The organism is Rhizobium tibeticum, assembly GCF_900110205.1.
GTDB lineage: Bacteria > Pseudomonadota > Alphaproteobacteria > Rhizobiales > Rhizobiaceae > Rhizobium > Rhizobium tibeticum.
The window spans coordinates 211,693-237,774 of the sequence record NZ_FOCV01000002.1; the positions used below are offsets into that span (position 1 = coordinate 211,693).

The following is a 26,082-nucleotide window of genomic DNA, read 5'->3' on the forward strand; positions in this document are numbered from 1 at the left end:
AATGCCATCTTCCACTCATCGAACGGGGCGGCAAACGCCACCCCAACCCAACACTGGGGATGGAACAATGAACCGCTTGAACGGAAAAGTCGCCATCGTCACCGGCGCAAGCTCAGGCATCGGTCGCGCAACGGCCAAGCTGTTCGCCGCCGAAGGCGCAAAGGTCGTGGTCGGCGCCCGCCGCCAGGCCGAACTCGAAAGCCTGGTGGAAGAGATCAAGGCAGCTGGCGGGCAGGCCGCTGCTGTTGCCGGCGATGTCCGCTCGGAAGACTACCACAAGGCGCTGGTCGCAACCGCCGTCGATCGCTACGGCAAGCTCGACGTTGCCTTCAACAATGCCGGCACGCTTGGCGAGGCTGGCCCAAGCACCGGTGTTTCCGAAGCCGGTTTTGCCGAAGCACTGACGATCAACCTGACGGCCTCGTTCCTTGCCGCCAAGCACCAGATCGGCCAGATGGAAAAGAATGGCGGCGGCTCGGTGATCTTCACCTCGACCTTCGTCGGCTACAGCTTCGCCTTCCCGGGTGTTGCCGCCTATGCCGCCAGCAAGTCCGGCCTCATCGGCCTGACCCAGGCCCTCGCCGCCGAATTCGGAAAGCAGAACGTCCGCGTCAACGCGGTCCTGCCGGGCGCCGTCGATACCGACATGTATCGTGAGATGAACGATACCTCGGACAAGCAGAACTTCATCACAAACCTGCATGCGCTGAAGCGCGTTGCAGCCCCCAATGAGCTTGCCCGCTCGGTGCTCTACCTCGCCTCCGACGACTCAAGCTTCGTCACCGGCACGGCCTCGCTCGTCGATGGCGGTGCTTCGATCACCCGCACCTGACGTCGAAGATCATCCGCTCTGACTAAGTAGCTTTCCGGAAAAGAGCCGAGTATCGCAGCCGACTTTTCATCGCATTCTCCAAGACATCAAAGGGCGCTGGCCCAACCCGCGATCACAAGGACACCACGACAATGGCACGCTTACAGAAGAAGACAGCCCTCATCACTGGCGGCACCAGCGGCATCGGCCTCGAAACCGCCCGTCAATTCATCGCCGAAGGCGCTCGTGTGGCCATCACCGGCAGCAGCGCCAAGAGCGTCGAGGCAGCCCGCGCCGAGTTCGGCGACAAGGTGCTGGTCATCCAGGCGGATGCCGGCAACGCCGCCGGCCAGAAGGCTGTCGCGAACGCAATCAAGGACGCCTTCGGCCATCTCGACATTCTTTTCGTCAATGCCGGCGTGGCCGAATTCGGCCCGCTCGAGCAGTGGAGCGAGGAAGCCTTCGACAAGTCGCTCGCGATCAACGTCAAGGGCCCGTTCTTCCTCATTCAGGCGCTGCTCCCGGTCTTTTCGAAGCAGGCTTCGATCGTGCTCAACACTTCGATCAACGCCCATATCGGCATGCCGAATTCGAGTGTCTACGCCCTTACCAAGGGTGCGCTGCTGACGCTGGCAAAGACGCTTTCGGGAGAACTCATCGGCCGCGGCATTCGCGTCAACGCCGTTAGCCCCGGCCCGATCGCAACCCCGCTTTACGACAAGCTTGGCATGTCGGAAGCCGATTCCAAGGCGATGGCCGCACAGATCCAGTCGCAGATCCCGGTCGGCCGGTTCGGCGATGCCGGCGAAGTTGCCAAGACAATCATCTTCCTCGCCTCCGATGAGGCTGCCTACATCGTCGGCAGCGAGCTCGTCATCGATGGCGGAATGAGCAACCTCTGAGGACCGAAACCCACCAGAGGATGCATGAGAAAGGCCGCGGGTCCTCTCCTCCGCGGCCTTTCGGCTGTTCATCGGCCAGCGTCAACGAGGCGGCGGATGGCCATCTCCAGCGTCGTCGTGCCCTTCGCCGGCTCGCCCTCGAACCGGATCCAGCCCTGGTTGAAGCCATCGATCATGCGCATGCGCGGGATTGGGTTCTTCATGCCCTGTTTGATGAAGAGCTGCTGCCAGGTGTCGCGGGCGACCGGCTCCATGCGGACGGGTTTGCCGAGGACCGACGAGAAGACGGCGGCGATATCGTTCGGCGTGACGCGCTTTGGCCCCATCAGCTCGATGACCTGCTTGCCCGCCCACTCCTGCAGCAGCAATTCCGCCGCCTTGGCGCCGACATCGAAGACCGAAACCATCGGATATGGATGATCAAGCGGCTGAAGGAAACTCGGGACGACGCCGGTCTCCCGCGCCGTCGCGACATCCCAGGCCGCATTCTCCATGAACCACCCTGCACGCAGAAAGGCGGTCGGCATTGGCAGAGCGGATAGTTCTTGTTCGACGAGACCGACCTGGCTCAAGAGGTTGGGCTCGGTGGCTTGCGCGCCGATGGTGGAGAGGCAGACGACCTTGGCAGGACGAGAGCTGAGAAGCGCGGCCTTCAGAGCTGCAATGACAGCGCGCACCTCCGCAAAGCCGGGCGTCGGATCGAAGATCGGCGGGATGAGCAGGAAGACGCCGTCGGCGCCGGCAAAAGCCTTGGCGAGCGTATCGGCGTCGGTCATCTCGGCCAGTGCCAGTTCCGCGCCTTTATCCTTCCATTCCGCGGCTTTCTCCGCATTGCGCGCGACGGCGCGCACCGGCAACCCCGCCTCCAGGAAATGCCGGGCCACGAGGCCTCCGACCTGCCCTGTTACTCCGGTGATCACAAACATGGCTAAACTCCTTTGATGTCTTCACCACCATTTGGCCGGTGGTCTGTTCGCGCCGATCATGTCTTTTGACGGTCTTTGACTGAAGCGCGTTTCTGTCACATGATTGGTGACTCAAAATCACGGACGGGCGATGTTTGACGGACGACTATTGAATGGCGTGAGCGTACTCGCCGCCGTAATCGAGAGTGGCAGCTTCGCACGGGCGGCCGAGGCCATGGGCCTATCCCCATCGGGCGTCAGCCGCGCCATTGCCCGGCTTGAGGGACGGATCGGCTTGCGGCTGCTCGACCGAACGACACGCACGATGCGGCTGACGGACGACGGCGCACGCTTCTACGAACAAGTGGCTCCGCTTTTAAGCGGTATCGAAGAGGCCGCGCAGACGGCTGCTGGTGCCCGACAGGCGATGCGCGGCCGACTGCGCGTCAATGTCGACCCATATTTCTCACGTCTCGTACTTGGTCCGCAGCTAGGCACTTTCCTCGATCGTTACCCGGATATCGAGATCGAGATCATCACCCGCAATGAAATCGGAGATCTTGTCGCTGACGGCATTGACGTCGCGGTGCGCTTCGGTGAGCCCGCACAGAGGTCGCTGATTTCGCGCCTGTTGATGCAGACGCGCGTGATCACGATCGCCGCTCCCGCCTATATCGAGCGTTACGGTCGGCCGCAGCGCCCTCGCGATTTGAGCGAGCATACCTGTATCCAGTTCCAGGACCCGTCAACCGGTAGGCCTTTCGGATGGGAGCTTCGGCGCGGTGACGAAGCCGTCTCGATCGAGACCCGCAGCCGCATTCTGGTGAACGATGCCGGCACGACCTTGGCGACCTGCCTCGCCGGGATCGGTATCGCCCAGGTCTTTTCGCTCGGGATGACACGCTATCTGAACAATGGACAGCTCGTGAACCTCTTTCCCGACTGGTCAGACGAGACATTCCCGCTCTATGCCTTCTATCCCTCGCGCCGGCATGTGCCTGCCAAGGTCAGAGCCTTCATCGACTTCTGCATCGAGATCATCGGATAGAGCAGAGGCGCCCGGCCGAGCGCCTCTGCTGGCTCAGACCGAGCGCTGCTTCCTGGTTCTGAGATAGACCCAATCGGCCGCCAGCATGACGATCAACGACAGGCCGACCAGCGGGAAAACGATCCCACCGAGGGCAAGGATCGCGATCAGGCCGCAGAACACGCGCTTGTCTACAGGCATCGGCGGAACGCCGAGCGATCTCGCCGGGCGTCGCTTCCACCACATGACGGCGGCCGAAACCGCAAGCAGGATGACCGCCAAGCAGGCGGCGAGCAGCACCAGCTGGTTCGCGAGCCCGAATTGCTGGCCGAGATGGGTGTTGATGCCCCACTCAAGCGATTTCCCCAGCGGACCATAGTCGGCATAACTCATATCGATCAGCGGCTTCCCGGTATATTGGTCGAGATGCACGACGCGCTGCTGCGAGAGATCGTCGGGATAGACCGAGCCGGAGAACACACCATCTGCTGTGGTTGGTATGTTGACGGCGTAGCCTCGATGTAGGCCAAGACGGTCGAAGGTGGCGACGGCATCATCGAGACCAATCGTCTGTGAATGATGCGCGTTCCCAGCAGCAGACTGTGGCACCTGCGCCTGTTCCAGCGACCAGGAGGTCTTGGCGACATGATCGAGATGTTCGCCAGACATCGGCACGGCAACCCGCACACCTGCGGGATAGCCGAAGTTGTTGCCGTTCGCCCATTCGTTGACCTTTCCACCCCAGACACCGGACCAGGGCATTCCGGTGATGGCCAGGAAGACGATGAAGAAGCCGACGAAGATCCCGGTTACAGCATGCAGGTCCCGCCAGAACACCCGCCGCTTTGGCGTGCCGCGAACGGAGAGAACGCCGCCGGTCTGCCGGCGCGGCCACCAGAGAAAGATGCCGGTGGCGACGAGCAGGATGGACCAGCCGGCGGCGACCTCGATCAGCATGCGCGCGTAGTTGCCGAAGTATTTGAGGCTGTGAAGGTAGCGGATAGTCCACGTGACTGTGCCCCGATCCGGCAGCTCGCCCAGCACCTGCGCCGTGTAAGGATTGACGTAGACGGCAAGTTTGCCTTCCTTCTCCGTCCCGACCGTGATTTCAGCAGTGGCATCCGGCGTGGCCGGGTCGGTGAACTTGATCGGCGTTCCCGGGTGGGCGGCAAGGGCGGCGGCCACGATTGCCGAAGGCGCAGCCCGGCTTGCGCCTTGCTGCACCTCGACGCGCTTGAGATCGGAATGGATCACCGCATCGATCTCATCCTTGAAGAGGTAGAGGCCACCGGTGATCGCCAGCGTGATCATGAAAGGCAGGACGAGAAGGCCTGCGTAGAAATGCCAGCGCCAGACGGCGCGGTAGAGGTCGGAGGCGGAGCGCACCGAAGCGCCGACGCTCTCGCGACCGATGGTAAGATCGGACATGAATGTCTCCCAACGTAAGAATCGGGCCTCTGCGCAATACGCGCGACGGCGAAACGAGGACGTCAGGCAGTGACGGGAGGTGCACGGGGTTCGGCGATCCGCCCGCGTAAGGCAGGCGAAAAGACAGCATCGGTTCGGATCGTTGTGTCGATCGCAGTCTCGACTGCGACGTAAAGCGGTCCCGCCTGCCCAAGAAGAATGGCCGGCGTGGAAGCCGATGCCAAACGGCAGAGCGCGCCGCACGGGCACTCCGGCGCTTTCTTGGCCGGCAAATTGTCATGTCCGGCATCATCGACGGAACCGTGTCCGCTCGAAGAGCAAATGATCTCGAAGGGATCGACGGCGGATGCCGCCCTGGCGCCCTGCGCAGTGCCAGTCAGCAGCCCTTGCATCAGCAGCAGACAAGCGACCAGCAGCGCGACAGCGCTGGCCGACACCTGATCCCGCAAGATGCTACGCATGGTCCCCATGCTTCGCTCCTTGCCACAGCAGCACGGCGTTGTCACTGCGACCGATCGGCCGGCGCTGCCGATTGCTTATTATTCCCCAAAGGCTTAGGGTTTCTTGCAATCAGATATTCGATGGACGAACGCCATGGTTCTCAGCGGCAAACGCATCCTCCTCATCATTTCAGGCGGGATCGCTGCCTATAAAAGCCTGGATCTGATCCGACGGCTCAGGGAGCGAGGCGCATCGGTGCGCCCGCTGATGACCAAGGGTGCGCAGGAATTCGTGACGCCGCTTGCCGTCGGGGCGCTCGCCGCCGACCATGTGTTCACCGATCTTTTCTCGCGTCAGGACGAGCACGATGTCGGCCATATCCGGCTGGCGCGCGATTGCGACCTCGTCCTGATCGCGCCGGCGACAGCAGACCTGCTTGCCAAGATGGCGAACGGACTTGCCGACGACCTTGCCTCGACCGTGCTGCTTGCGACCGATCGGCCCGTGCTCGCAGCCCCTGCCATGAACCCGCATATGTGGGCGCATCCGGCAACGAGGCGCAACATCGAGACGCTGCGCGGCGACCGCATCCGTTTCATCGGACCGATGTCCGGCGAAATGGCCGAGAGCCGCGAAGCCGGCATCGGGCGGATGGCCGAACCGCTCGAGATCGTCGCCGCCGCGGAAGCCTTGCTCCATGATCGGCCGAAGCCGCTTGCCGGCCGCAAGGCGATCGTCACCTCCGGGCCGACGCATGAGCCGATCGACCCTGTGCGCTACATCGCCAATCGCTCCTCCGGCCGCCAGGGACACGCGATCGCCGCGGCGCTTGCCGCGCTTGGGGCGGACGTGACACTCGTTTCCGGGCCGGTCTCCATTCCGGATCCTTTTGGCGTCAAGGTCATTCATGTCGAGCGGGCGGACCAGATGCGGGACGCCGTTCTTGCCGCACTTCCCGCCGATGTCGCCGTGATGGTTGCGGCCGTCGCCGACTGGCGCGTGGCATCGGCTGCCGACCAGAAAATCAAGAAACATCCCGGCGAATCCATTCCGACCCTCGCACTGACGGAGAACCCCGATATTCTGAAGACGGTCGGCCATCATACGATGCGGCCGAAGCTGGTGATCGGCTTCGCGGCAGAGACGCAGGATGTCGAAAGCAACGCCAAGGCGAAGCTTGACCGCAAGGGTGCCGATATCATCGTCGCCAACGATGTTTCGCCGGCAACGGGCATCATGGGCGGCGTTCGCAACCGGGTGAGGATCGTCGCCCACAGCGGCATCGAGCAGTGGCCGGATCTAGCGAAGGAAGAGGTTGCGACGAGGCTCGCGGCGATGGTCGCCGAGCGGCTCAAGCAGTGATTGCAACCGGGACGGTTTTTGCGACTGCCTGCACCGGACGAAACGGCGCAATATCGAGGCCATTTTCGCCGAGCGTGATGGCGCTCCCGTCCGGGATCTCAGCCCAGGCATCGACGTCGTCGTTGAGCGGCTCGGACACCAGGCAGTAACCCTTGCCAAGGGGTGATGCATAAAGCGTCGGCGCCTTGCGGTCGGTCGCATAGCGGATCGCGTAGAGCGCCTTCCCATCCGAGAAGGCCGCCGTGTAGCGCAACAGCACCGATCCGAGAAGGTTTTCGGCAAGGCTTTCGACAAAGCGGATCATCTCCGCCATCGCAGCCATTGGCGTCTGCTGCAGGCCGAACTGCAGGGCAAGCAGGAACATCAGTTCGGAATCGGTCGTCCCTCCGCGTGCGTTGAAGAGTTCGTCGTCAAGCATGGCTTCCATGGGGCGGCGCAGGCGTTCGAAGCCTGAGATCTGACCGTTGTGCATGAAGGACCAGTTGCCGAAGGTGAAGGGATGACAGTTGTCGCGCCGGGTGCCGCCGCCCGTGGCCGCCCGCACATGCGCGAGAAATAACGGCGAGCGGATCTGCCGCGCCAAACTCTTGAGATTGCAGTCCGACCAAGCCGGCAAGGTGTCGCGATAGCGCCCCGGCTCCGGACGGTCGCCATACCAGGCGATGCCGAAGCCGTCACCGTTGGTCGGCGTCTTGGCGCGGGTGGCGCAATGTGACTGCTCGATCAGGGAGTGTGCGGGCGAGGACACCAGCTCCTCCAGATAGAGGGGGTCTCCGCGATAGGCTGCCCAGCGACACATGCTCTTTCCACTCCGGAACCCGCGTTGTTGGAGGCGGGAGAATGCTGAAACGCGACGTTGATTGTCGAATCCGATGGTTAATACGACCTGAACGATTTTCAGGCTTGCAGGCGGAAGATGACAAATTTCTGACGGTCACGGCGATCAAATTGCGCAATGCGACATCTTCTTTTGTGAACAGTGCGTTCGCGCGGCGGCTGATTTCGCGCATGCGGGCTCGCCGGTATAGTCCCGGCAAGTCGAACCCTTCGAGAGGATGCCATGTCGATCCGTCCCGTAAAGCATATGAGCACCGCAACTCCGACCATGGAAGGCGCCGGCGTCAAGCTGCATCGTGTCTTCGGTTTCGGGGATCCGTCTATGACCGATCCGTTCCTGATGATGGACGATTTCCGCAACGACAATCCGGCCGAGTATATCCGCGGCTTTCCCTGGCATCCGCACCGCGGCATCGAGACGATCACCTATGTGCTCGCCGGCACGGTCGAGCACGGCGACAGCCTAGGCAATCAAGGCCTGCTCGGCGCCGGGGACATCCAGTGGATGACGGCCGGCAGTGGCATCATGCACCAGGAAATGCCGAAGGGCGATTTTGCCGGACGCATGCACGGCTTCCAACTCTGGGCCAACCTACCCTCGTCGCTGAAGATGACGGCGCCACGCTATCAGGACGTCAAATCCGCCGACATTCCCGTCGTGGTCGATGACGACGGTACGGCCGTTCGCGTGATCTGCGGCGATTTCTGGGGCAAAGCGGGCCCCGTCGACGGGGTAGCGGCCGAACCGATCTATCTCGATGTTTCGGTGCCGCCCGGGAAGAAGAAGCGCCTGCCCGTCAACACCTATCGCAACGCCTTTGCCTATATCTTCGCAGGCTCCGGCACGTTCCGCGACGCCTCCAAGCCGTTCGGCGTCCGTGTCGAGAAGGAAGTGAATGGCGAGGAGGTCAACATTCGCGACATGTCCGGTAACCGGACGCTCGTCGTCTTCGACAGCGGTGATGAAGTCACCGTACAGGCCGGCGACGAAGGCATCCGCTTCCTGCTCGTTTCGGGCAAGCCGATCGAGGAGCCGGTCGCCTGGCATGGGCCGATCGTCATGAACTCTCGAGAGGAGATCATGCAGGCGATGCGAGAGCTGCAGAACGGCACCTTCATCAAGGCCGCACACTGAGCCGGCTTAATCCACAGTTGCCTGCCGCAATGTTTGCGCGCTGCGGCAGTGCATAGGACATCGTTGTAAATATTGGCGTATTGCCGGTGGCCGTAAAGTTAGACACCGCTTCCAAGGAAGATACAGAGCACTTGGGCTCTCGTTTTTTCTTGCATCTCCGGCGAATCATCCTACCTTTTACCCATCTTCAACAGAACGAAAGGAAGGTGATCCAATGTCTAATGAGATTTCGGACCTCGTAAAAGGCATGGAAGTGGTGATGAAAGCGAGGCAGCCCTCGCTCTAAGCCCACCTTCCTGGGATCGCTTTGACGGTCCGGCCAATTGCAGGCCAAAACTCATGGAAAGGGTCGCCTCAAGCGGCCCTTTTCATTTTTCATCACAGGATTGACGAAGGCGATGTTCCCGGATTATTCATAAAGTCATCTGATGACTTTATGAATATGAGCAATGCAACCACTTGCAAAAACGAAACTTGCGGACACGGCCATTGAGGCGATCCGCACCGAGATACTGGGAAAGCGATGGGGCGTTGGCGAGAAATTGCCCAACGAGGCAACGCTGTCATCAATGCTCTGCGTTAGCCGAGGCACCATACGGGAAGCCGTCCGGGTGCTGGTGTCGCAAGGCCTCCTCGAAACTCGGCAGGGCTCGGGAACCTACGTGCTCTCGACCACCGACACACGGCTGCCGCTCACAATGGCGCGTCGCGCCGGTCTGCGCGATCTCTTCGAAGCCCGGTGCGCGCTCGATGTCGAAGCGGCGCGGCTTGCCTCACTACGGCAAACCCCTGAGATCATTGCGGAGTTGCGGGCGCTTCTGGCCAAGCGAGGCAATTTCGAAGGCGGCGACAGAAGCGTCTTCGTCGAACGCGATCTTGCCTTCCACAAGGCGATCATTGCGGCTTCCGCCAACCGCGCGATGATCGAAATCTATCAGTTCTTTTCCGCCTCCATTGCAGAGACGATCGCGGCGACATTGGACGACGAGATTCCCGAGCCGGACATGCGGGCGCATGCCGATATCATCGACGCGATCGCGACCGGAGATCCGCAACAGGCCGATGCGGCAGTCCGCCGCTTCATGGCCCCGATCATCAGCGCTCTCGACCGGATGCTCCTTTCATGACCACGCCCCTTCAGGATTCCGCACACGTCTACGACCTCGCGGATGAACAGCTCATCGATGCCGAAGCGGACAGCGTACCGCAGCCGCAGCCACCGGCGGGCAGCAGCGCCGCGGTACGCTTTCTCCTCGGGGTCAGCCTCGTCCTCATCGCCTTCAATTTGCGTCCTGTCTTCTCCAGCGCCTCGGCACTGCTGCCCGAAATCAAGACCGAACTCGGCATTTCGTCCCTCGGCGCCAGCCTGCTGACCACCCTGCCCGTCGTCTGCCTCGGCGCCTTTTCGCCGTTGGCGCCGCGGCTTGCCCAGCGGATCGGAGCGGAGCGCGCGCTTCTGGCGGTCCTCGTCCTGCTGGCGCTCGGGACGGGCCTGCGCGGCCTTTCATCCGTTCCGCTGCTTTTCGTCGGCACTGCGCTTGCGGGCGCCTGCATCGCGGTCGGGAACGTGCTGCTGCCTGGCTTGGTCAAGCGCGACTTTGCCGATCGAGCCGCGCTGATGACCGGTTTTTACACGATGGCGCTATGCGCCGGCGCAGCAAGCGCCGCGGGCTTCACGCTGCCGCTCGAGCGCATCCTCGGTGGCTCTCTCTCCGGCGCACTGGCCGCCTGGGGGCTGCCTGCCCTGATTGTCGCCGTCATCTGGTTGCCGCAAGTGCTATCCACCACGAACCAAGTCAAGCGCCGCGGCTTTTCCGTCCAAGGCCTCTGGCGGGACCGCTTGGCATGGCAGGTTACACTCTTTATGGGCCTGCAATCGGCTCTGGCTTACTGCGTGTTCGGTTGGCTTGTTCCCATCCTGCGCGAGCGCGGCCTTGACGGTGTCACCGCCGGAGCGATCGTTTCGGTATCGGTGATGGTTCAGGCTGCGGCATGCCTTATAGCTCCGCAGATCGCCGTAAGGGGCAAAGACCAGCGACTGGTCAATGTGTCGCTCTGCGTCGTCGCCGTCGTACCGTTATTCGGCCTGCTGTTTGCGCCACTCTCCACCGTGTGGGTCTGGGCCGTGTTGCAGGGCATCGGCCAGGGTGGCCTGATCGCTGTGGCGATGACGACGATCGTGCTGCGGTCGCGCGATCCGCATGTGGCGGCGCACCTTTCCGGCATGGCACAATGCGTGGGCTACCTTCTTGCCGCGATCGGCCCGCTCGTGGTCGGGCTCATTCGCGGCTGGACCGGCAGCTTCGCATGGTCGGCAGTGCTTTTCGTCGTGCTTGGCGCCGGCGCTGCGGTCAACGGCTGGAACGCCGGTCGGGCGCAATATGTGAATGCGCGCACGATCGTGAAGGCGGACTGATGTCCCTCACCATCTGTTGATTTCTCCCACCACGCGGCAATGCTAGGCTGACGCCTCCCATGCCGCTTCCCTCGGAGGAGAAGTCTTGCGTTTCCTATCCGCCATCCTGCTCACAACGGCCTTGCTTGCCTCAATGACGCCCGCTTTTTCGCAGGAAACGCGAGGCGAAGCTGCCACACAGGGTTCCTCGGGAGACGGCGTGTTGAAGCTGTTGCCGGGCGACGCGGTCACCCGGCATTCAATGACGATCGGCGATCGGACCCTCGACTACGTAGCCACGGCCGGCACGTTGGATCTCTTTGCACAAGACGGCACCAAGGCCGGCGCCGTGTTCTATACGGCTTATGTCGCCAAGAACGGGAGGCCGGACCGGCCCCTGACCTTTGCCTTCAACGGCGGCCCCGGCGCCGCATCGGCGTTCCTGCATCTCGGCCTCGTGGGGCCGCGTATCCTGGACTTCGGCCCGAAGGGCGACGATGGGGCCGACGCAAAATTGACCGACAACGCGCAGAGCTGGCTCGACTTTACCGACCTTGTTCTCATCGACCCGATCGGAACCGGCTGGAGCCGAACCGCCAAGGCCGACGACGCCTCCAAATACTACAACGTCAACTCCGACGCGGAGAGCATTGCCAAGGCGATCGCTCTCTATGTCGCCCACAACAGCCGGTCCGGTTCGCCCAAATACCTTCTCGGCGAGAGCTACGGCGGGTTCCGCGCCGCCAAGGTGGCCGGCGCGCTGAAGGATAGCCAAGGCATCATCGTTTCGGGCGCGATCATGCTTTCGCCGTTGCTCGAAGGACAACTGATGTTCAATGCCGATCAGTTTGCCCTGGGCGCGGCACTCGAATTTCCGTCGCTTGCGGCAGCGAACATGGACAGACGCAACACCTTCGATGAAGCGCAGCAAAGCGATGCGGAGAAATTTGCGCTTGGCGACTATCTCACGACACTTGCCGGCCCAGCGCCGACCGGCGAGGCGGCCGAGGCCTTCTACGGGAAGGTGGCTGCCATGACCGGCATTCCCGAGGATGTCGTGGCGAAGAATCGCGGTTTCCTCGGAAGTGCCTATGTCAAGCAGTCAGGCGGGCAAGGCGGCCAAGTGGTCAGCCCCTATGATGCGGCGTTTTCAACGCCCGATCCTTACCCGGAGTCCGACTCGGACCGTGGCGCCGACGCCATTCTCGACGGCTTCACACGCGCCTATGGCGGGGCTTTCGCCGACTATGCCCGCAATGAGCTCGGCTTCAAGACCGAGATGACCTATTCGCTGCTCGACAGCGATGTAAGCCGCAGGTGGGAATGGGGCGGGCGCGGCGGTGGTTCCAGGCTGCAGGCGAGCGTCACCGACGACATCCGCCAGTTGCTTGCCTCCAACCCGAAATTCCGCCTGCTGATCGCCCACGGCTACAGTGATCTCGTCACACCCTACGGCGTCAGCCGCTATGTCGTTGACCACCTGCCGTCGTCGCTCGCTGGCGAGCGTGTGGCGCTGAAGGTCTATAGAGGCGGCCACATGTTCTACACGCGGGCCGACCAGCGCGCAGCCTTTACTGCCGATGCCAGAGCCTTCTTCACCGAGCATTCCGGCACAATACCCGCTGAATGATCAAACGGATTCCATGGAAAAATCTGAGATTTCCTCGCATTATTGAGCCAAGACGGGTTGCCTTCGGCGGATGCCGACATAGGTAAGTCACCATGTCATACCCAAGTGAGCCATTTCCTGCCACGATGCCGCAATCGGCCTCAGGGCAGACGGAATTGCTGAGCGCCCTTCTATCCTCCCCTCAAGACTGCGCTCTTTTTCTCGATATCGATGGCACACTGCTTGATCTGGCCGAGGAGCCGGATGCGATCGTCATGCCACCGTGGCTGCCGACAGCGCTCAATGTCCTGTCGCAAAGGCTCGGCGGGGCGCTTGCCTTGGTAACAGGACGAGCGCTCGCCTATGCCGACGAGCTGTTCGCGCCTTTCCGATTTCCGATCGCCGGTCTGCACGGCGCCGAACTGCGCCGACCGGACGGCAGCATCGTGACAGCCGAGACCACCGCCGCATTCGAGGCATTGAAGGCGGAGCTCCGCGCCGCAACCGAAAATCTGCAAGGCGTCCTCGTGGAGGACAAGGGCGCTGCAGTTGCCGCGCACTATCGCCTAGCGCCGCAAAGGCAGGCGGACGTGGAGCCGATCATGGAGAGGCTGCGGTCCAAGGCTGGAGCGGACTGGACCTTGCAGCGAGGCAAGATGGTGCTCGAAATCCGACCCGCCAGCGCCGACAAAGGTCACGCCTTAGAGGCGTTTCTGTCGATGCCGCCCTTTGCCGGCAGGCGTCCGATTGCCATCGGTGACGACGTTACGGACGAGGCGATGTTCCGTGTCGCCAATCGTTTTGGCGGCCATTCCGTTCGTGTCGGACCGTCTTCGGACACGGCCGCCGCTCTGGCACTGCCTTGCGCATCGGCGGTACGGGAACTGATTGGGCAGTTCGCCGTTTGATCCACGCACGATGTGCTGCCCTCCCGATGAAAGGAACCTTCGTGACCCGTCTTGTCATCGTCTCCAATCGCGTGCCAGCTCCCGCGAAGGAGGGCGCAGCCTCCGCCGGCGGGTTGGCGGTGGCGCTCAAAGCGGCGCTGGAAGAGCGCGGTGGCATCTGGATGGGCTGGTCCGGCAAGTCGAGCGAGAACGACGAGCCCGGGCCACTCGCGCTGACGGAAGAAGGCAAGATCACCTTTGCCTTGACGGATCTCACCGGCAAGGATGTCGAAGAGTACTATTACGGCTTCGCCAATCGTGTGCTCTGGCCGATCTGTCACTACCGCCTGGACCTCGCGGAGTACGGCCGCAAGGAAATGGCGGGGTATTTCCGCGTCAATCGCTTCTTCGCGCACCGGCTTGCACCGCTGCTGCGGCCGGACGACGTCGTCTGGGTCCATGACTACCATCTGATCCCGCTCGCCGCGGAATTGCGGCAAATGGGCTTCAAGAACCGCATTGGCTTTTTTCTGCACATTCCCTGGCCGCCGGCCGATGTGCTCTATACCATGCCGGTTCACGAAGAGATCATGCACGGACTTGCGGCCTACGATCTCGTCGGCTTTCAGACAGACCATGATCTCGAAAACTTTGCCGGCTGCCTTCGCCGCGAGGATATGGGCGACGCCATCGGTGACGGCCGCTTCACGGCGAATGACAAGGTTTTCAAGGGCGGAGCCTACGGCATCAGCATCGAGACCGCCGCCTTCGCCGAATTCGCCAAGAAGGCCGGCAGCCACCATCTGGTGCAGCGAGCGCGGCAGAGCATTAAGGGCCGCGACCTTATCATCGGCGTCGACCGGCTGGATTACTCCAAGGGCATCACCCAGCGGCTGGATGCTTTCGAGCGCTTCGTCGTCAACAATCCGGCCCACCAGCGAAACGTCACCTATCTGCAGATTACGCCGAAATCACGTTCGGAAGTCCCGGAATACGAACAGATGCAGCGTACCGTCGCCGAGCAGGCAGGCCGGGTCAACGGCGCGCTGGGGACGGTGGACTGGGTGCCGATCCGCTATATCAACCGCTCCGTCAGCCGTCCGGTCCTTGCCGGTCTCTACCGGCTGGCCAAAGTCGGGCTCGTCACGCCGCTTCGCGACGGCATGAACCTCGTGGCAAAAGAATATGTCGCCGCGCAGGATCCCGAGGATCCCGGTGTGCTGGTGCTCTCGCGCTTTGCCGGCGCTGCACGCGAATTGAAGAGGGGGGCGTTGCTGGTCAATCCCTATGACATCGAAGGAACCGCCAACGCGCTGGCGCGTGCCTTGAATATGCCCCTGGAAGAACGCCGCGAGCGTTGGCAGCGGATGATGGACTATCTGCTGGAGTACGATGTGTCGCGTTGGTGCAACGATTTTCTCAAGGATCTGGTCGACTGACGATACCGGCTTCCGCCGTGAGCCAGGCCGCCAGCAGATCGCTTTGGGCGTCGCGTGTTCGCGGTGGCAACAGCCAATAGCCCCGGTCCGGCGCCTCCAGCGTCGGGCCCGCGATTTTCAGCATCCCCGACGCGAGTAGCGGTTCGACGAGGCCCATCCATCCGATGGCAACGCCCTGCTCGCCGATCGCGGCCTGCACGACCAGCGAGTATGTATTGAAGCTCACATCGCCCTGCCCCGCGTGACTATCGCGGCTGACACCCAGTTCCGCGAGGTAGCGCCGCCAATCGAACCAGGGCGAAGGCTCTGCGGCATCGAGGTGGATCAGGCGAGCGCGTGCAAGGTCCGTCGGCGCGGAGATGGCACCATAGCGATCGAGGAAGCCTTGGGTGCAGACGGGTGCAACCCTCTCCGGCAAGAGCAGAACTGCTTGGCGCTCGAACTCCGTTTGCGTACCAAAGACAACGGCAACATCGCCGTCGTCCGAACGGTTCCCCTGCGTTCGCTGCGTTGCAACAATCTGAATATCGACGTTCGGGTAAAGCATGCGGAACATATGCATGCGCGGGATCAGCCAGAGTGCAGAAAAAGCATAGTCCGTGCGCAACCTTATGGTTGGCCGATCGGCTTCATTGCGGAAGCGTCGCGCCAGCTGGTCGATCTCGCTGACGCTCTTTGCCACGACGTCGAAGAGACGCTGGCCTTCCGGCGTCAATTCCACGCCCCGATGCTGCCGCTTCAACAGGCTGACGCCGAGCTGCTCCTCCAGACGGCGAATTTGATAGCTGACTGCCGGCTGTGTCAGGCCAAGGGCGCTCGCCGCCGCCGACAGACTTCCCGCCTTGCCGATTTCAGCAAAGATACGCATCCATCCAAGATCGACACGGCGGCTTTTCATAAAAAATCCTTAGAGATGATATCAGAAAACGCCCGCTTCACAGCTCATGCGATACTGATAATCTATAAAGCTATCAAATGGCAAACGAGAGATGATGCCGAAATCTCTGCGGTGCATTGCAGTCGATGCGGACTGGAAGACCTCTGCAGAGGCAGCTACGTTTCCGCCTCCTGAGAACCGAAGGACACACTACGCATGGCGCGCCCGAATATCCTCATCCTGATGGTCGATCAGCTCAACGGGACGCTGTTTCCCGACGGGCCGGCGGAATTTCTACACGCGCCTCACCTGAAGGCCTTGGCACAGCGTTCGGTGCGCTTCGCCAACACCTACACTGCAAGTCCCCTTTGTGCGCCAGCGCGGGCTTCCTTCATGTCGGGGCAGCTGCCGAGCAGAACCCGCGTCTATGACAATGCCGCCGAGTTCGCGTCTGATATCCCGACGTTCGCGCACCATCTGCGTGCGGCAGGCTACCATACCGCCCTCTGCGGAAAGATGCATTTCGTCGGCCCCGACCAATTGCACGGTTTCGAGGAGCGCCTGACGACCGATATCTATCCTGCCGATTTCGGCTGGACGCCTGACTACACCAAGCCGGGCGAGCGCATCGACTGGTGGTACCACAACCTGGGCTCGGTCACCGGCGCAGGCGTCGCCGAGATCACCAACCAGATGGAATACGACGACGAGGTCGCCTACAACGCGACCCGCAAGCTCTACGATCTCTCGCGCCGTCACGACGACCGCCCGTGGTGCCTGACCGTGAGCTTCACCCATCCGCACGATCCCTATGTCGCACGGCGCAAGTATTGGGATCTGTACGAGAATTGCGCTGCCCTTGATCCTGATGTTGATGCGCTTCCGTTCGACCAGCAGGATCCGCATTCACAGCGCCTCTTGAGGGCCTGCGATTACGATGCGTTCGAGATCACGCGAGAGCAAATCAGGCGAGCACGCCAGGGCTACTTCGCCAGCATTTCCTATATCGACGACAAGATCGGCGAGATCCTCGACGTCCTCGAGCGCGGGCGGATGGCAGACAACACGATCGTTCTATTCGTTTCCGATCACGGCGACATGCTCGGCGAACGCGGCCTCTGGTTCAAGATGTGCTTCTTTGACGGCTCCTCGCGTGTGCCGTTGACGATCGCCGCTCCGGGCTGGAATGCCGCCTGCATCCAGCAGCCTGTCTCGACGCTCGATGTGACCCCGACGCTGGCAGCGCTGGCGGGCATCGACATGACCAAGCTCGCACCATGGACGGATGGCGAAGACCTTGCGCCACTCGCGACAGGGACCGGGGGGCGTGGTCCAGTGACGATGGAGTACGCCGCCGAAGGCTCCGAAGCCCCCCTCGTCTGCTTGCGTGACGGTCGCTTCAAGCTGACCCTTTGCGACAAGGACCCGCCGATGCTGTTTGATCTCGAGGCGGATCCCAGGGAACTGACCAACCTTGCGGGCGATGCAGGACATGCCGAGGTCCTGGCGAGACTCAAGGCTGAGGCCGACAAACGCTGGAACCTGCAGAGCTTCGATGCCGCAGTGCGCGAAAGCCAGGCGCGTCGGTGGGTCGTCTACGAGGCGCTTCGGAACGGGGCGTACTATCCCTGGGACTATCAGCCGCTGCAGAAAGCTTCCGAACGCTACATGCGCAATCACATGGACCTGAACGTGCTGGAAGAAAGCCAGCGGTATCCGCGCGGCGAGTAAGATTGCGGCGGCAGATCTGCGCCGATACAGTCAGGAACCAGGAGGCCGCTTATGAGGCCAGCGCACGAAATCGACTGAAGAAAAAGATGGTCGAGCTGCTGAGGAAGGGTGCGAGCGCGGCGCATCTCCGAATCGATATCGGCAGCGGGTCAACCATCCCCAACGAAGCGGTCGACGAACCCGGGCTCGCCGTTGGTGGCGACGCCTGTGCGGTCGTCAAGGCCTCGGACGTCATGATCGCCGTCGACTGATCGCCAGGCCTTCTTGCAAGAATGCGACACGTCGTCGCCGATCTGGAAATCTCCAGGCTGCGGCGGCGCGCTCGGCTTGAACAGCGCGCGATCGGGCTTCAGATCGAGAAGCGGCGTGCCGTCAAGGCAATCCATCCCCCGAACCATCAAGGTGGCACCTTCAACCCCCTCCAGCTTGACGATGGACGTCGCGATGGGGTTCGGGCGTACGGGCGAGCGAAGAGAAAACGTGCCATGCAGCTTTCCGCTATTGGCCGGACTCTGGAGAACGAGATCGCGTCGTGACCGATCCATCCAATAGAGCACTTCCAGCCGCTCGAAAGCCTCCACACCCTGAAGTGCCTGTCGCCACGGCTCGTATATCTCGATCCTGCAGAGCGGACCGTCGTGCCGTCCCTGCCGCGGTGCCTCCATGCGCGTGCTCCAGGGCGTGAAGATGCGCCCGATGAACACCAGCCCGGCGTCCGTCGCCGGCGGCAATTCAACGGCGACTTCATTTTCTCTTATTTCACTCTCTCCAACCATGGCACGCTCCTCTTCACCGGGGCATCATGGCAGATCGTTATATCCGATCCAATATCACGCCGCTTTGACGGCGTGATATTCCTTGAGAGCCGCCATCTTGATCGCAGGATAGCGCTCTGATTCATAGCGCAGCGAGAAGCTGTCCTGCGCCAGGAACACCGGATCATGGTCCAGGTCTCGCGCGATATCGCCGCGACGGGCAGTGACGAATTTCTCGAGCTCACCGGGCTGATCGGCCGAGATCCAACGGCAGACGGAGAAGCGCGACATTTCAAAGGAGACCGGCAGGCCGTATTCGGCCATCAGACGCTCCTTGAGAACGTCGAGCTGCAGCGCACCGACGACACCGACGATAGCCGGCGAACCATCTTCCGGGGAAAACAGCTGGACGACCCCCTCTTCCGCCATCTGCTGCAGCGCTTCCTTGAGCTTCTTCGCCTTCATGGCGTCTTCCAGGCGCACCCGGCGCAGGATCTCCGGCGAGAAATTCGGCACGCCTTGGAACACGAGGGACTCGCCCTCCGTCAGCGTGTCGCCGATGCGAAGCGTTCCGTGGTTGGGGATACCGACAACGTCACCGGCATAGGCCGTATCGGCGAGTTGCCGCTGCGAGGCGAAGAAGAACTGCGGCGCAGTGAGGCCAAGCTGCTTCCCGGTACGCGACAGCCGCGCCTTCATGCCGCGCTCGAGCTTGCCAGAGCAGATACGGGCAAACGCAATGCGGTCGCGATGGTTCGGGTCCATGTTCGCCTGGATCTTGAACACGAAGGCCGTCATCTTGTTGTCGGTTGCATGCACGGTACGGATATCGGCGACCTGATCGCGCGGCGGCGGCGCAAACTCGCCGAGCGCATCGATAAGATCGCGCACCCCGAAATTGCGAAGCGCCGAGCCAAAGAAGACCGGCGTCAGATGCCCCTCCAGGAAAGCTTTCTTGTCGAAGGGTTTGCAAGCCTCTATCGCCAGCGTCGTCTCCTCGACAAAAGCGCCACGCTCGTTCTCAGGCAAGCGATGGGCGACCATTTCAGGATCGGTGACCTTCGTCATGATTTCCTGGGTATCGGAGGCGCGCACCTCGTTGTTCGCCAGATGGTAGGTGCCGCAGAAGGTCTTCGAGCGGCCGATCGGCCACGTCACCGGCGCACAATCCAGCGCCAGCTTCTCCTCAACTTCATCAAGGATTTCGAACGGGTCCCGGCTTTCGCGGTCCATCTTGTTGATGAAGGTAATGATCGGAATGTCACGCATGCGGCAGACTTCGAACAGCTTCAGCGTCCGCGGCTCGATACCCTTGGCGGCGTCGATAACCATGACCGCAGCATCGACGGCTGTCAGCGTGCGATAGGTGTCATCCGCAAAGTCTTCGTGGCCGGGCGTATCGAGGATGTTGAAGACGTTGTCTTTATATTCAAACGTCATCACCGAGGTAACGACGGAGATGCCGCGCTCGCGCTCGATCTTCATCCAGTCGGAGCGCGTCTGCATGCGGTCCTTCTTTGCCTTGACTTCACCGGCAAGCTGGATGGCGCCGCCGAACAACAGCAGTTTTTCGGTGAGCGTGGTCTTACCAGCGTCCGGGTGCGCGATAATAGCGAATGTGCGGCGGCGGGAGACCGCCTCGGCGAGACTTTCGGCCATGATGTGAATCCTGTGGAATTGCGGCGTATCTAGCGATTAAAGCCCGGCATTGCAATTGACCTTGGCGCATCGGGCGCAAACTAATGACCCATGACAATCCATACAGATACGCGCCCGACGCTCAATATCATCCGCCTCGCCAACGGCCAGGATCTCGATCTGCCCTCCTACGAAAGCAAGGGGGCGGCAGGCATGGACCTGCGCGCCGCCGTCGATGGCGCACCGATGACGCTCGAGCCCGGAATGCGCGCCCTGGTGCCGACGGGCTTCATCTTCGAGATCCCGGACGGTTTCGAAGGCCAGGTGCGCCCACGCTCCGGCCTCGCCTTCAAGCACGGCCTTACCTGCCTGAACACGCCCGGAACGATCGACAGCGACTATCGCGGCGAGGTTAAGGTCCTGCTGATCAACCTCGGCGAAGAGCCGTTTGAGATCACCAGGGGCATGCGCATCGCGCAGATGGTGATTGCCCCGGCGATCCAGGCACATATCTGCGAGATTTCCGAGGCGAGCGCGACCGCACGTGGCCCCGGCGGTTTCGGATCGACCGGAGTATGATGTCCAAGAGCATCGATCATTCCGGCCTCACCTTCCGCCGAGACTATTTCGGCCACCGCAAGGCATGGGGCGCGTTGGTCGACCTCCTGAAGGACACATTCGATATCGATATCGGTCCATTGCAGCAACTGGGCGGGCCTGATCCGAGCAGCATGCCCTTCGGCTGGTTTGCCTGTGATGGCCGGCTTGCCGCCAATCTTTCAGCGTTCGCAATGCCACTCATGATCAACGGTCGCACGGTGAATGCCGCCGCGTTTCAGTCGGGTGCCGTTCGTCCGGCATGGCGTGGGCGTGGATTGTATCGCGACCTGACCCAAAAGGCGCTCGCTTGGTGCCAGGAGAAGGGCTTCGAAGCGATCGTGCTCTACACGGACAAGCCGGCGCTCTATGAGCCCTACGGCTTTCGCGCCCTGCCGCTGCATGCCTATTCCGGCAATGCACCGGCCGCGCTAAAGGTGCGAACGCCGGTGCGGCGCCTGAATCCTTTGGAACCCGCTGACCTCAAGCTCTTAAGCACCGCATTGAAGGCACGTGCGCCGGTCTCGGCCGCTCTCGCCGTTCGTGCGAGCGCGGCGATGTTTCTCATCAACACCCAACTCGATCCTGGCGTCAGGATCAGCTGGCTGGAACGGGAACGGATCGCCGTCGCGTGGAAGATGGAAGCGCCAGGCCATTTCAAGCTGCTCGATGTCGTTTGCGCCGATATCCCTTCGCTCGCCTCGATCATTGGAGCACTCAACATCGACGTTGAAGCTGTCGACGTGCTGTTTTGCCCCGACAAGCTCGGGTGGAGCGGACAAGCAAAGTCCCTCGACAGCTACACGCAATTCATGATCCGTGCGCCTGGCACGATCGCATTTGATCGACCGGCCATGTTGTCCCCGATGGCCGACTTCTGATCTATCGCTGCCGCGAGAGCGGTGGCAAGCGACGCTTCACCGGCGATGCCTTCACCATCGAGGTACTCGTTTCGGCCTTCTCCGCCACCTTGTCCAGGATCGTGTCGAGCTCCGCCATCGAGCGAACGACAAGCCGGGCAATGAAACAGTCGTCTCCCGTCACCTTGTCGCATTCCACGAACTGAGGTGTGTCCTGGAGGATCCGCTGAACGACATGCAACTGCCCGGGCAGCGGGCGAACGCGCACGATCGCCTGCAGCGGATATCCGAGTGCCGCAGGGTCGATGTCGATGGTGAATGCGGCGATGATCCCCCGCTCTTCCAGGCGACGAAGGCGTTCAGCGGCGCTGGGCGAAGAAAGCCCGGCAGCCTGTGCCAGCTCCTTCAACGAGATGCGGGCATTCTCCGCCAGCGCCTCCAATATTTTCTGATCGACATCATCGATCACATTATCATTAGCCGAAACTGACATTGTTCCTCACAATGATAGGAGAGTGGCACAATCAACCTAATGCAAACTATATAAGGAAAGGCGGGACCGCAATAAACTTCATCCATCGATATGGAGAGACGAGATGCATAGCGAAATCCGCACCGGCACCGCCCAAATGACCGCAGCAATGCTGATATCGGGAACAATTGGCTGGTTCGTAGTCATGTCAGGCCAGCCAGTGAGCGGCGTGGTGTTCTGGCGCTGCCTTTTTGGCGCGATCAGCCTGCTGGCCGTCTGCGCCGGCTTGGGATTACTGCGACCCGGCATCATCAGCTTGAAGTCGATCGGTATCGCTATCTTCGGCGGCGTGGCCATTGTCCTCAACTGGCTCCTGCTTTTTGCGTCGTACAGCCATGCATCGATTTCGATCGCGACGACCGTCTATAATACGCAACCTTTCATGCTGCTTGCGCTCGGCGCGCTGTTTCTCGGCGAAAAGATAACCGCCGCAAAGCTGTTCTGGTTGACGCTTGCCTTTGCCGGCATGGCGGCCATCGTTGAGGCCAAGCCGGCCACGGCTGGCGGACACGACGGGTACGGCCTCGGCATCCTGCTGGCACTCGCAGCCGCGTTCTTCTACGCCCTCGCGGCGCTCGCAGCGAAGTCGCTGAAGGGAACGCCGCCGCATCTGATCGCACTGATCCAGGTCGCGACCGGCGTGCTGATGCTGCTGCCGACCATGAATTTCTCGGACCTACCCACGGATGGCCAGTCGTGGTCAATCCTGATTACCATGGGCGTCGTACATACGGGGTTGATGTATGTGCTGCTCTACGGCGCGATCCAGAAGCTGCCGATCCATCTGACAGGGGCGTTGTCATTCATCTATCCGATCGCCGCGATCCTCGTGGATCGACTGGCCTTCGCACACGCATTGCAGCCGTTGCAACTCATCGGCGCAGCCGTCATCCTTGTCGCCGCGGCCGGCATGAACCTTGGCTGGACGCCCGCGCAGTTTTTGCGCGCGCGGGCCGGCTGATGATCCGAGAAGCGAACGAGACTACTTCTGCTGCCGGGTCGTTTCGAACAGGAACCAAGTCCGACGCTCGGCCTCGTCGATCCACACTTCCAGCAAGCTCGTCGTAGCGACGTCATTGTGCTCGGAGCAGACATCATGGGTCTCGCGCAACAGCGAGACCAGCTGCCTGTTGTCGTCGCGCAGTTCCGCCAGCATGTCTTCCGGCGTGACGTACTCGGCATCGTTGTCGTTGATGCGTTGCAGGCGGCCGATATGGCCGATGGAACGCAGCGTCGTGCCGCCGATCTTGCGGGCGCGCTCGGCAATCGCATCGGTCGTGGCGAAGATCTGCTCGGCCTGCTCGTCGAGCATCAGGTGATAGTCGCGAAAATGCGGTCCGGACAGATGCCAATGGAAATTCTTGGTCTTGATGTAGAGCGCAAAGACATCCGCCAGTAGCGCAGCCAGGGCGGCCGAGATATCCTGAATGGCATTGCTTTTCAGGTCCGTGGGGGTAGCGAGCGGGGCGAGTTTGCGCTTTTCGGCTGCGGTGGGGCTCATCGGGTATCTCCTCTGGCGAGCTGCGGGTCAGGCAATGGCAGATGCGGGAGTGGCTTGTCGTTCCCCGGATTTGACGGTTGGGGCGACGCCTGCGTCGACCAGCCATCAATCACCGCCTTGGAACTAGAACCACGATCGCCAGCGTCAATAGCGGCAACCTACCGCAGCATGATGACAAGACGTCAGATCCTTGAAAGGAACGGGCCGCAGGCGTAGAAGGCGATTGCAGCAGGAGCTCACGTCATGTCGTTCACCGCCCTTTTCGCTTACGCAGCGGCACTCTTCATCGCGGCGGCAATCCCCGGACCGGGCATCACGGCTATCGTTGCCCGCGCGCTCGGCTCGAACTTTCGCGAGACGTTTTTCATGGGCCTCGGCCTCGTGCTGGGCGACATGACCTATCTGACGGCGGTCATCCTCGGGCTGGCCTTCGTGGCGCAGACCTTCACCGAAGTGTTCATTGTCATCAAGGTCGCCGGGGCGCTTTATCTCGGCTACATCGCCTATAAACTCTGGACGGCCGGGCTGCTGGCGCAGGATGTCGCCGCGAAGAAGGCGAGCAATGTTGGCATGAGCTTCCTGTCCGGCCTGCTGGTGACGCTTGGCAACCCCAAAACCATGCTTTTCTACGTCGCGCTGATGCCGACGCTGATCGACCTCAACAGCATCGGGCTTCGCGAATACGGTATTTTGCTCGCAACCACCTTCGTTGTCCTGCTCGTTGTTCTGGTGCCCTACATGCTGCTTGCCGCACGTGCGCGAATGATGCTCAAGCAACCGCGTGCGCTGCGGGCGCTGAACAAGACGGCGGCCGGCATTCTGGCGGGCACGGCAGCCTTCATCGCCACCCGCGCGGCCTGAAAAATTCATTCGGCAAAGCTCGGTTCTTAAAGGATTTTTTCTATCCTACTCCCTTCGGGTGGGTGAAGCCACACTGGTCTCCGTCCGCCTTTGACCCTATTCTCTCCGCACATTTCATCCAGGGAGAGCGTAATGTCGAAGAAACCGGGCCGTGGCCGCATCTATTCCTCGATCACCGAAACCATCGGCGACACGCCGATCGTGCGGCTCGACAAGCTCGCCAAGGCGAAGGGCGTCAAGGCAAACCTCCTGGCCAAGCTGGAATTCTTCAATCCGATTGCTTCCGTGAAGGACCGTATCGGCGTTGCAATGATCGAGTCGCTGGAGTCGCAGGGTAAGATCTCGCCTGGCAAAACGACCCTGATCGAGCCGACATCGGGCAATACCGGTATTGCGCTCGCCTTCGCCGCTGCGGCGAAGGGATACAAGCTGATCCTGACGATGCCGGAAACGATGTCCATCGAGCGCCGCAAGATGCTGGCGCTGCTCGGCGCCGAACTTGTCCTGACCGAAGGCCCGAAGGGCATGAAGGGCGCGATCGCGAAAGCCGAGGAACTGGCCGCGACGCTCCCGGATGCCATCATCCCGCAGCAGTTCGAGAACCCGGCCAACCCGGAAATCCATCGCCGCACCACGGCCGAAGAGATCTGGAACGATACCGACGGTACGGTCGACATCCTTGTTGCCGGCATCGGCACCGGCGGCACCATCACCGGTGCGGGCCAGGTGCTGAAGTCGAAGAAGCCTGGCATCAAGGTGGTCGCCGTCGAGCCGGCGGAATCCCCGGTTCTTTCGGGCGGCCAGCCGGGCCCGCACAAGATTCAGGGCATCGGCGCCGGCTTTGCGCCGGCAATCCTCGATACGCACATCTACGACGAAATCATCACGGTGAGCAGCCCGGAGGCGCTGGAACTTGCCCGCGAGGTTGCCAAGCTCGAAGGCGTGCCGGTGGGCATTTCCTCCGGCGCAGCACTGGCCGCGGCTATCGAGGTCGGCAGCCGCGAGGAGAATGCGGGAAAGAATCTCGTCGTTATCATTCCGTCCTTTGCCGAACGCTATCTCTCGACCGCACTGTTCGACGGCCTCGGGAACTGAAAGGCCTCATTGCTAAAGGAACCTGGGGCGCCTCGGCGCCCCTTTTCGTTTCAGCGGTGGTGGTCAGCCGCTGCCAGCGGCTCGTATCCCACACGGCGTCAACGGAACGCTCGGCTCTTGCGCCCAGACGCGAGCGTCAAGTTTGAAAAGGCCATTTCGGGACTGTAGGGCGGGAGCTAGAAGAGCCTGCCGCCAGCAGCGCTCGCCGCTTTCCGCCACCGCCTTGTCGGGAAGTCCGACGATCTGCGTCACGACCCGCCGGGGCGACCATGACCTGAACCTCGACCGGAACGGCCTCGGTGCCCTGAAACCGTGCTGACGCGTGCGACTATGCCCCAATCCCCGGTGCCGCAACCACAGCACTGCAGTTTAACGACGCATCATTGTCGCAAATTGCAATCTTGCATAGAAAGCGGAGTGAAACAGAACAATCAAGGAACAGATTCAAGCCTGCGCT

25 protein-coding genes and 1 pseudogene are annotated in these 26,082 nt (G+C 61.7%); 17 read left to right on the top strand and 9 right to left on the bottom strand.

Annotated features, from left to right (window positions below):
- Positions 1 to 67 precede the first annotated feature (67 nt).
- Together BSG20_RS02965 and BSG20_RS02970 are read left to right on the top strand one after the other, a co-directional pair.
- Positions 68 to 832, top strand: coding sequence for an SDR family oxidoreductase (locus BSG20_RS02965; RefSeq protein WP_072371592.1), 765 nt, complete (start codon positions 68 to 70; stop codon positions 830 to 832).
- 131 nt (positions 833 to 963) lie between these two features.
- On the top strand, positions 964 to 1,713 hold the full coding sequence (locus tag BSG20_RS02970; protein ID WP_072371595.1) for an SDR family oxidoreductase: 750 nt from the start codon (positions 964 to 966) through the stop codon (positions 1,711 to 1,713).
- Between the two features lie 68 nt (positions 1,714 to 1,781).
- Here the strand turns inward: BSG20_RS02970 and BSG20_RS02975 are convergent, their stop codons facing one another.
- On the bottom strand, positions 1,782 to 2,639 hold the full coding sequence (locus tag BSG20_RS02975; RefSeq protein ID WP_072371598.1) for an NmrA family NAD(P)-binding protein: 858 nt from the start codon (positions 2,637 to 2,639) through the stop codon (positions 1,782 to 1,784).
- A 130-nt stretch (positions 2,640 to 2,769) separates the two neighbouring features.
- Here BSG20_RS02975 and BSG20_RS02980 point away from each other — a divergent pair, with 130 nt between their 5' ends.
- A complete protein-coding gene (locus BSG20_RS02980) occupies positions 2,770 to 3,666 on the top strand; it encodes a LysR family transcriptional regulator (protein ID WP_072371601.1) in 897 nt (298 codons plus the stop codon).
- 33 nt (positions 3,667 to 3,699) lie between these two features.
- Here the strand turns inward: BSG20_RS02980 and BSG20_RS02985 are convergent, their stop codons facing one another.
- Positions 3,700 to 5,073 (bottom strand): PepSY-associated TM helix domain-containing protein, encoded by a 1,374-nt coding sequence (locus BSG20_RS02985; RefSeq protein WP_072371604.1) that lies wholly within the window; start codon positions 5,071 to 5,073, stop codon positions 3,700 to 3,702.
- A 62-nt stretch (positions 5,074 to 5,135) separates the two neighbouring features.
- A complete protein-coding gene (locus BSG20_RS02990) occupies positions 5,136 to 5,543 on the bottom strand; it encodes a DUF2946 family protein (RefSeq protein WP_072371607.1) in 408 nt (135 codons plus the stop codon).
- Between the two features lie 124 nt (positions 5,544 to 5,667).
- On the opposite strand from BSG20_RS02990, the gene coaBC reads away from it, so the two are divergent.
- Entirely contained in the window at positions 5,668 to 6,876 is a 1,209-nt protein-coding gene (gene coaBC, locus BSG20_RS02995; protein WP_072371610.1) for a bifunctional phosphopantothenoylcysteine decarboxylase/phosphopantothenate--cysteine ligase CoaBC, read from the top strand.
- Here the strand turns inward: coaBC and BSG20_RS03000 are convergent.
- Entirely contained in the window at positions 6,866 to 7,675 is an 810-nt protein-coding gene (locus tag BSG20_RS03000) for a class II glutamine amidotransferase (RefSeq protein WP_072371613.1), read from the bottom strand. The genes coaBC and BSG20_RS03000 overlap by 11 nt on opposite strands.
- Positions 7,676 to 7,936: 261 nt before the next feature.
- On the opposite strand from BSG20_RS03000, the gene BSG20_RS03005 reads away from it, so the two are divergent.
- From BSG20_RS03005 to otsA, 6 genes are all read left to right on the top strand, one after another.
- A complete protein-coding gene (locus BSG20_RS03005; RefSeq protein ID WP_072371616.1) occupies positions 7,937 to 8,848 on the top strand; it encodes a pirin family protein in 912 nt (303 codons plus the stop codon).
- A 449-nt stretch (positions 8,849 to 9,297) separates the two neighbouring features.
- Positions 9,298 to 9,975, top strand: coding sequence for a FadR/GntR family transcriptional regulator (locus BSG20_RS03010; RefSeq protein ID WP_072371619.1), 678 nt, complete (start codon positions 9,298 to 9,300; stop codon positions 9,973 to 9,975).
- Complete coding sequence (locus BSG20_RS03015; protein WP_072371622.1) at positions 9,972 to 11,264, top strand: CynX/NimT family MFS transporter; 1,293 nt, start codon at positions 9,972 to 9,974, stop codon at positions 11,262 to 11,264. Before BSG20_RS03010 ends, BSG20_RS03015 begins: the two co-directional genes overlap by 4 nt.
- Positions 11,265 to 11,397: 133 nt before the next feature.
- Positions 11,398 to 12,873 carry a S10 family peptidase gene (locus BSG20_RS03020; protein ID WP_177309803.1) on the top strand — a complete coding sequence of 492 codons (1,476 nt, stop codon included), beginning with the start codon at positions 11,398 to 11,400 and terminating at the stop codon, positions 12,871 to 12,873.
- A gap of 92 nt (positions 12,874 to 12,965) precedes the next feature.
- A complete protein-coding gene (gene otsB, locus BSG20_RS03025; protein WP_072371628.1) occupies positions 12,966 to 13,760 on the top strand; it encodes a trehalose-phosphatase in 795 nt (264 codons plus the stop codon).
- 41 nt (positions 13,761 to 13,801) lie between these two features.
- The gene (gene otsA, locus BSG20_RS03030; RefSeq protein WP_072371988.1) at positions 13,802 to 15,178 is read left to right on the top strand and encodes an alpha,alpha-trehalose-phosphate synthase (UDP-forming); all 1,377 of its coding nucleotides are present in this window, start codon (positions 13,802 to 13,804) and stop codon (positions 15,176 to 15,178) included.
- Here the strand turns inward: otsA and BSG20_RS03035 are convergent.
- Entirely contained in the window at positions 15,159 to 16,076 is a 918-nt protein-coding gene (locus tag BSG20_RS03035) for a choline sulfate utilization transcriptional regulator (RefSeq protein WP_072371631.1), read from the bottom strand. The two genes, otsA and BSG20_RS03035, sit on opposite strands and share 20 nt — an antisense overlap.
- 195 nt (positions 16,077 to 16,271) lie before the next feature.
- Between BSG20_RS03035 and betC the strand changes: the two genes are divergently transcribed.
- Together betC and BSG20_RS37210 are read left to right on the top strand one after the other, a co-directional pair.
- Positions 16,272 to 17,786: a choline-sulfatase gene (gene betC, locus BSG20_RS03040; RefSeq protein WP_072371633.1), complete on the top strand. Its 1,515-nt coding sequence runs from the start codon at positions 16,272 to 16,274 to the stop codon at positions 17,784 to 17,786.
- An 86-nt stretch (positions 17,787 to 17,872) separates the two neighbouring features.
- Positions 17,873 to 18,037 carry a transporter gene (locus tag BSG20_RS37210; RefSeq protein WP_072371991.1) on the top strand — a complete coding sequence of 55 codons (165 nt, stop codon included), beginning with the start codon at positions 17,873 to 17,875 and terminating at the stop codon, positions 18,035 to 18,037.
- A 9-nt stretch (positions 18,038 to 18,046) separates the two neighbouring features.
- Here BSG20_RS37210 and tsaA read toward each other — a convergent pair.
- Positions 18,047 to 18,562: pseudogene (gene tsaA, locus BSG20_RS03050) on the bottom strand (tRNA (N6-threonylcarbamoyladenosine(37)-N6)-methyltransferase TrmO); the annotation flags it as partial.
- A gap of 54 nt (positions 18,563 to 18,616) precedes the next feature.
- Positions 18,617 to 20,200: a peptide chain release factor 3 gene (locus BSG20_RS03055; RefSeq protein ID WP_072371637.1), complete on the bottom strand. Its 1,584-nt coding sequence runs from the start codon at positions 20,198 to 20,200 to the stop codon at positions 18,617 to 18,619.
- A gap of 90 nt (positions 20,201 to 20,290) precedes the next feature.
- On the opposite strand from BSG20_RS03055, the gene dut reads away from it, so the two are divergent.
- Entirely contained in the window at positions 20,291 to 20,758 is a 468-nt protein-coding gene (gene dut / locus BSG20_RS03060) for a dUTP diphosphatase (protein ID WP_072371640.1), read from the top strand.
- Entirely contained in the window at positions 20,758 to 21,657 is a 900-nt protein-coding gene (locus BSG20_RS03065) for a GNAT family N-acetyltransferase (protein ID WP_177309804.1), read from the top strand. The genes dut and BSG20_RS03065 overlap by 1 nt, the downstream gene beginning before the upstream one ends.
- A gap of 1 nt (position 21,658) precedes the next feature.
- Here BSG20_RS03065 and BSG20_RS03070 read toward each other — a convergent pair whose 3' ends face one another.
- On the bottom strand, positions 21,659 to 22,129 hold the full coding sequence (locus tag BSG20_RS03070; RefSeq protein WP_177309802.1) for an Lrp/AsnC family transcriptional regulator: 471 nt from the start codon (positions 22,127 to 22,129) through the stop codon (positions 21,659 to 21,661).
- Positions 22,130 to 22,232: 103 nt separating this feature from the next.
- Here BSG20_RS03070 and BSG20_RS03075 point away from each other — a divergent pair, with 103 nt between their 5' ends.
- Positions 22,233 to 23,129: a DMT family transporter gene (locus BSG20_RS03075; RefSeq protein WP_072371647.1), complete on the top strand. Its 897-nt coding sequence runs from the start codon at positions 22,233 to 22,235 to the stop codon at positions 23,127 to 23,129.
- A 21-nt stretch (positions 23,130 to 23,150) separates the two neighbouring features.
- On the opposite strand, the gene BSG20_RS03080 is transcribed toward BSG20_RS03075, so the two are convergent.
- Positions 23,151 to 23,669, bottom strand: coding sequence for a Dps family protein (locus BSG20_RS03080; protein WP_072371649.1), 519 nt, complete (start codon positions 23,667 to 23,669; stop codon positions 23,151 to 23,153).
- Between the two features lie 243 nt (positions 23,670 to 23,912).
- Between BSG20_RS03080 and BSG20_RS03085 the strand changes: the two genes are divergently transcribed.
- A complete protein-coding gene (locus BSG20_RS03085; protein WP_072371651.1) occupies positions 23,913 to 24,530 on the top strand; it encodes a LysE family translocator in 618 nt (205 codons plus the stop codon).
- A gap of 132 nt (positions 24,531 to 24,662) precedes the next feature.
- Positions 24,663 to 25,625 carry a cysteine synthase A gene (gene cysK / locus BSG20_RS03090; RefSeq protein ID WP_072371653.1) on the top strand — a complete coding sequence of 321 codons (963 nt, stop codon included), beginning with the start codon at positions 24,663 to 24,665 and terminating at the stop codon, positions 25,623 to 25,625.
- Positions 25,626 to 26,082: the final 457 nt, after the last annotated feature.

What these genes read in the sequence shown, in the direction of transcription:
- BSG20_RS02990 (WP_072371607.1), bottom strand. Translation starts at nt 5,543, where the DNA reads ATGGGGACCATGCGTAGCATCTTGCGGGATCAGGTGTCGGCCAGCGCT.
- BSG20_RS03065 (WP_177309804.1), top strand. Translation starts at nt 20,758, where the DNA reads ATGTCCAAGAGCATCGATCATTCCGGCCTCACCTTCCGCCGAGACTAT.
- BSG20_RS03080 (WP_072371649.1), bottom strand. Translation starts at nt 23,669, where the DNA reads ATGAGCCCCACCGCAGCCGAAAAGCGCAAACTCGCCCCGCTCGCTACC.
- BSG20_RS03035 (WP_072371631.1), bottom strand. Translation starts at nt 16,076, where the DNA reads ATGAAAAGCCGCCGTGTCGATCTTGGATGGATGCGTATCTTTGCTGAA.
- BSG20_RS02965 (WP_072371592.1), top strand. Translation starts at nt 68, where the DNA reads ATGAACCGCTTGAACGGAAAAGTCGCCATCGTCACCGGCGCAAGCTCA.
- BSG20_RS03020 (WP_177309803.1), top strand. Translation starts at nt 11,398, where the DNA reads ATGACGCCCGCTTTTTCGCAGGAAACGCGAGGCGAAGCTGCCACACAG.
- BSG20_RS37210 (WP_072371991.1), top strand. Translation starts at nt 17,873, where the DNA reads ATGGTCGAGCTGCTGAGGAAGGGTGCGAGCGCGGCGCATCTCCGAATC.
- BSG20_RS03005 (WP_072371616.1), top strand. Translation starts at nt 7,937, where the DNA reads ATGTCGATCCGTCCCGTAAAGCATATGAGCACCGCAACTCCGACCATG.
- BSG20_RS03070 (WP_177309802.1), bottom strand. Translation starts at nt 22,129, where the DNA reads ATGTCAGTTTCGGCTAATGATAATGTGATCGATGATGTCGATCAGAAA.
- BSG20_RS02970 (WP_072371595.1), top strand. Translation starts at nt 964, where the DNA reads ATGGCACGCTTACAGAAGAAGACAGCCCTCATCACTGGCGGCACCAGC.
- BSG20_RS03075 (WP_072371647.1), top strand. Translation starts at nt 22,233, where the DNA reads ATGCATAGCGAAATCCGCACCGGCACCGCCCAAATGACCGCAGCAATG.
- otsB (WP_072371628.1), top strand. Translation starts at nt 12,966, where the DNA reads ATGTCATACCCAAGTGAGCCATTTCCTGCCACGATGCCGCAATCGGCC.
- BSG20_RS02975 (WP_072371598.1), bottom strand. Translation starts at nt 2,639, where the DNA reads ATGTTTGTGATCACCGGAGTAACAGGGCAGGTCGGAGGCCTCGTGGCC.
- BSG20_RS02980 (WP_072371601.1), top strand. Translation starts at nt 2,770, where the DNA reads ATGTTTGACGGACGACTATTGAATGGCGTGAGCGTACTCGCCGCCGTA.
- BSG20_RS03055 (WP_072371637.1), bottom strand. Translation starts at nt 20,200, where the DNA reads ATGGCCGAAAGTCTCGCCGAGGCGGTCTCCCGCCGCCGCACATTCGCT.
- BSG20_RS03085 (WP_072371651.1), top strand. Translation starts at nt 23,913, where the DNA reads ATGTCGTTCACCGCCCTTTTCGCTTACGCAGCGGCACTCTTCATCGCG.
- coaBC (WP_072371610.1), top strand. Translation starts at nt 5,668, where the DNA reads ATGGTTCTCAGCGGCAAACGCATCCTCCTCATCATTTCAGGCGGGATC.
- cysK (WP_072371653.1), top strand. Translation starts at nt 24,663, where the DNA reads ATGTCGAAGAAACCGGGCCGTGGCCGCATCTATTCCTCGATCACCGAA.
- BSG20_RS03000 (WP_072371613.1), bottom strand. Translation starts at nt 7,675, where the DNA reads ATGTGTCGCTGGGCAGCCTATCGCGGAGACCCCCTCTATCTGGAGGAG.
- BSG20_RS03015 (WP_072371622.1), top strand. Translation starts at nt 9,972, where the DNA reads ATGACCACGCCCCTTCAGGATTCCGCACACGTCTACGACCTCGCGGAT.
- BSG20_RS03010 (WP_072371619.1), top strand. Translation starts at nt 9,298, where the DNA reads ATGCAACCACTTGCAAAAACGAAACTTGCGGACACGGCCATTGAGGCG.
- dut (WP_072371640.1), top strand. Translation starts at nt 20,291, where the DNA reads ATGACAATCCATACAGATACGCGCCCGACGCTCAATATCATCCGCCTC.
- BSG20_RS02985 (WP_072371604.1), bottom strand. Translation starts at nt 5,073, where the DNA reads ATGTCCGATCTTACCATCGGTCGCGAGAGCGTCGGCGCTTCGGTGCGC.
- betC (WP_072371633.1), top strand. Translation starts at nt 16,272, where the DNA reads ATGGCGCGCCCGAATATCCTCATCCTGATGGTCGATCAGCTCAACGGG.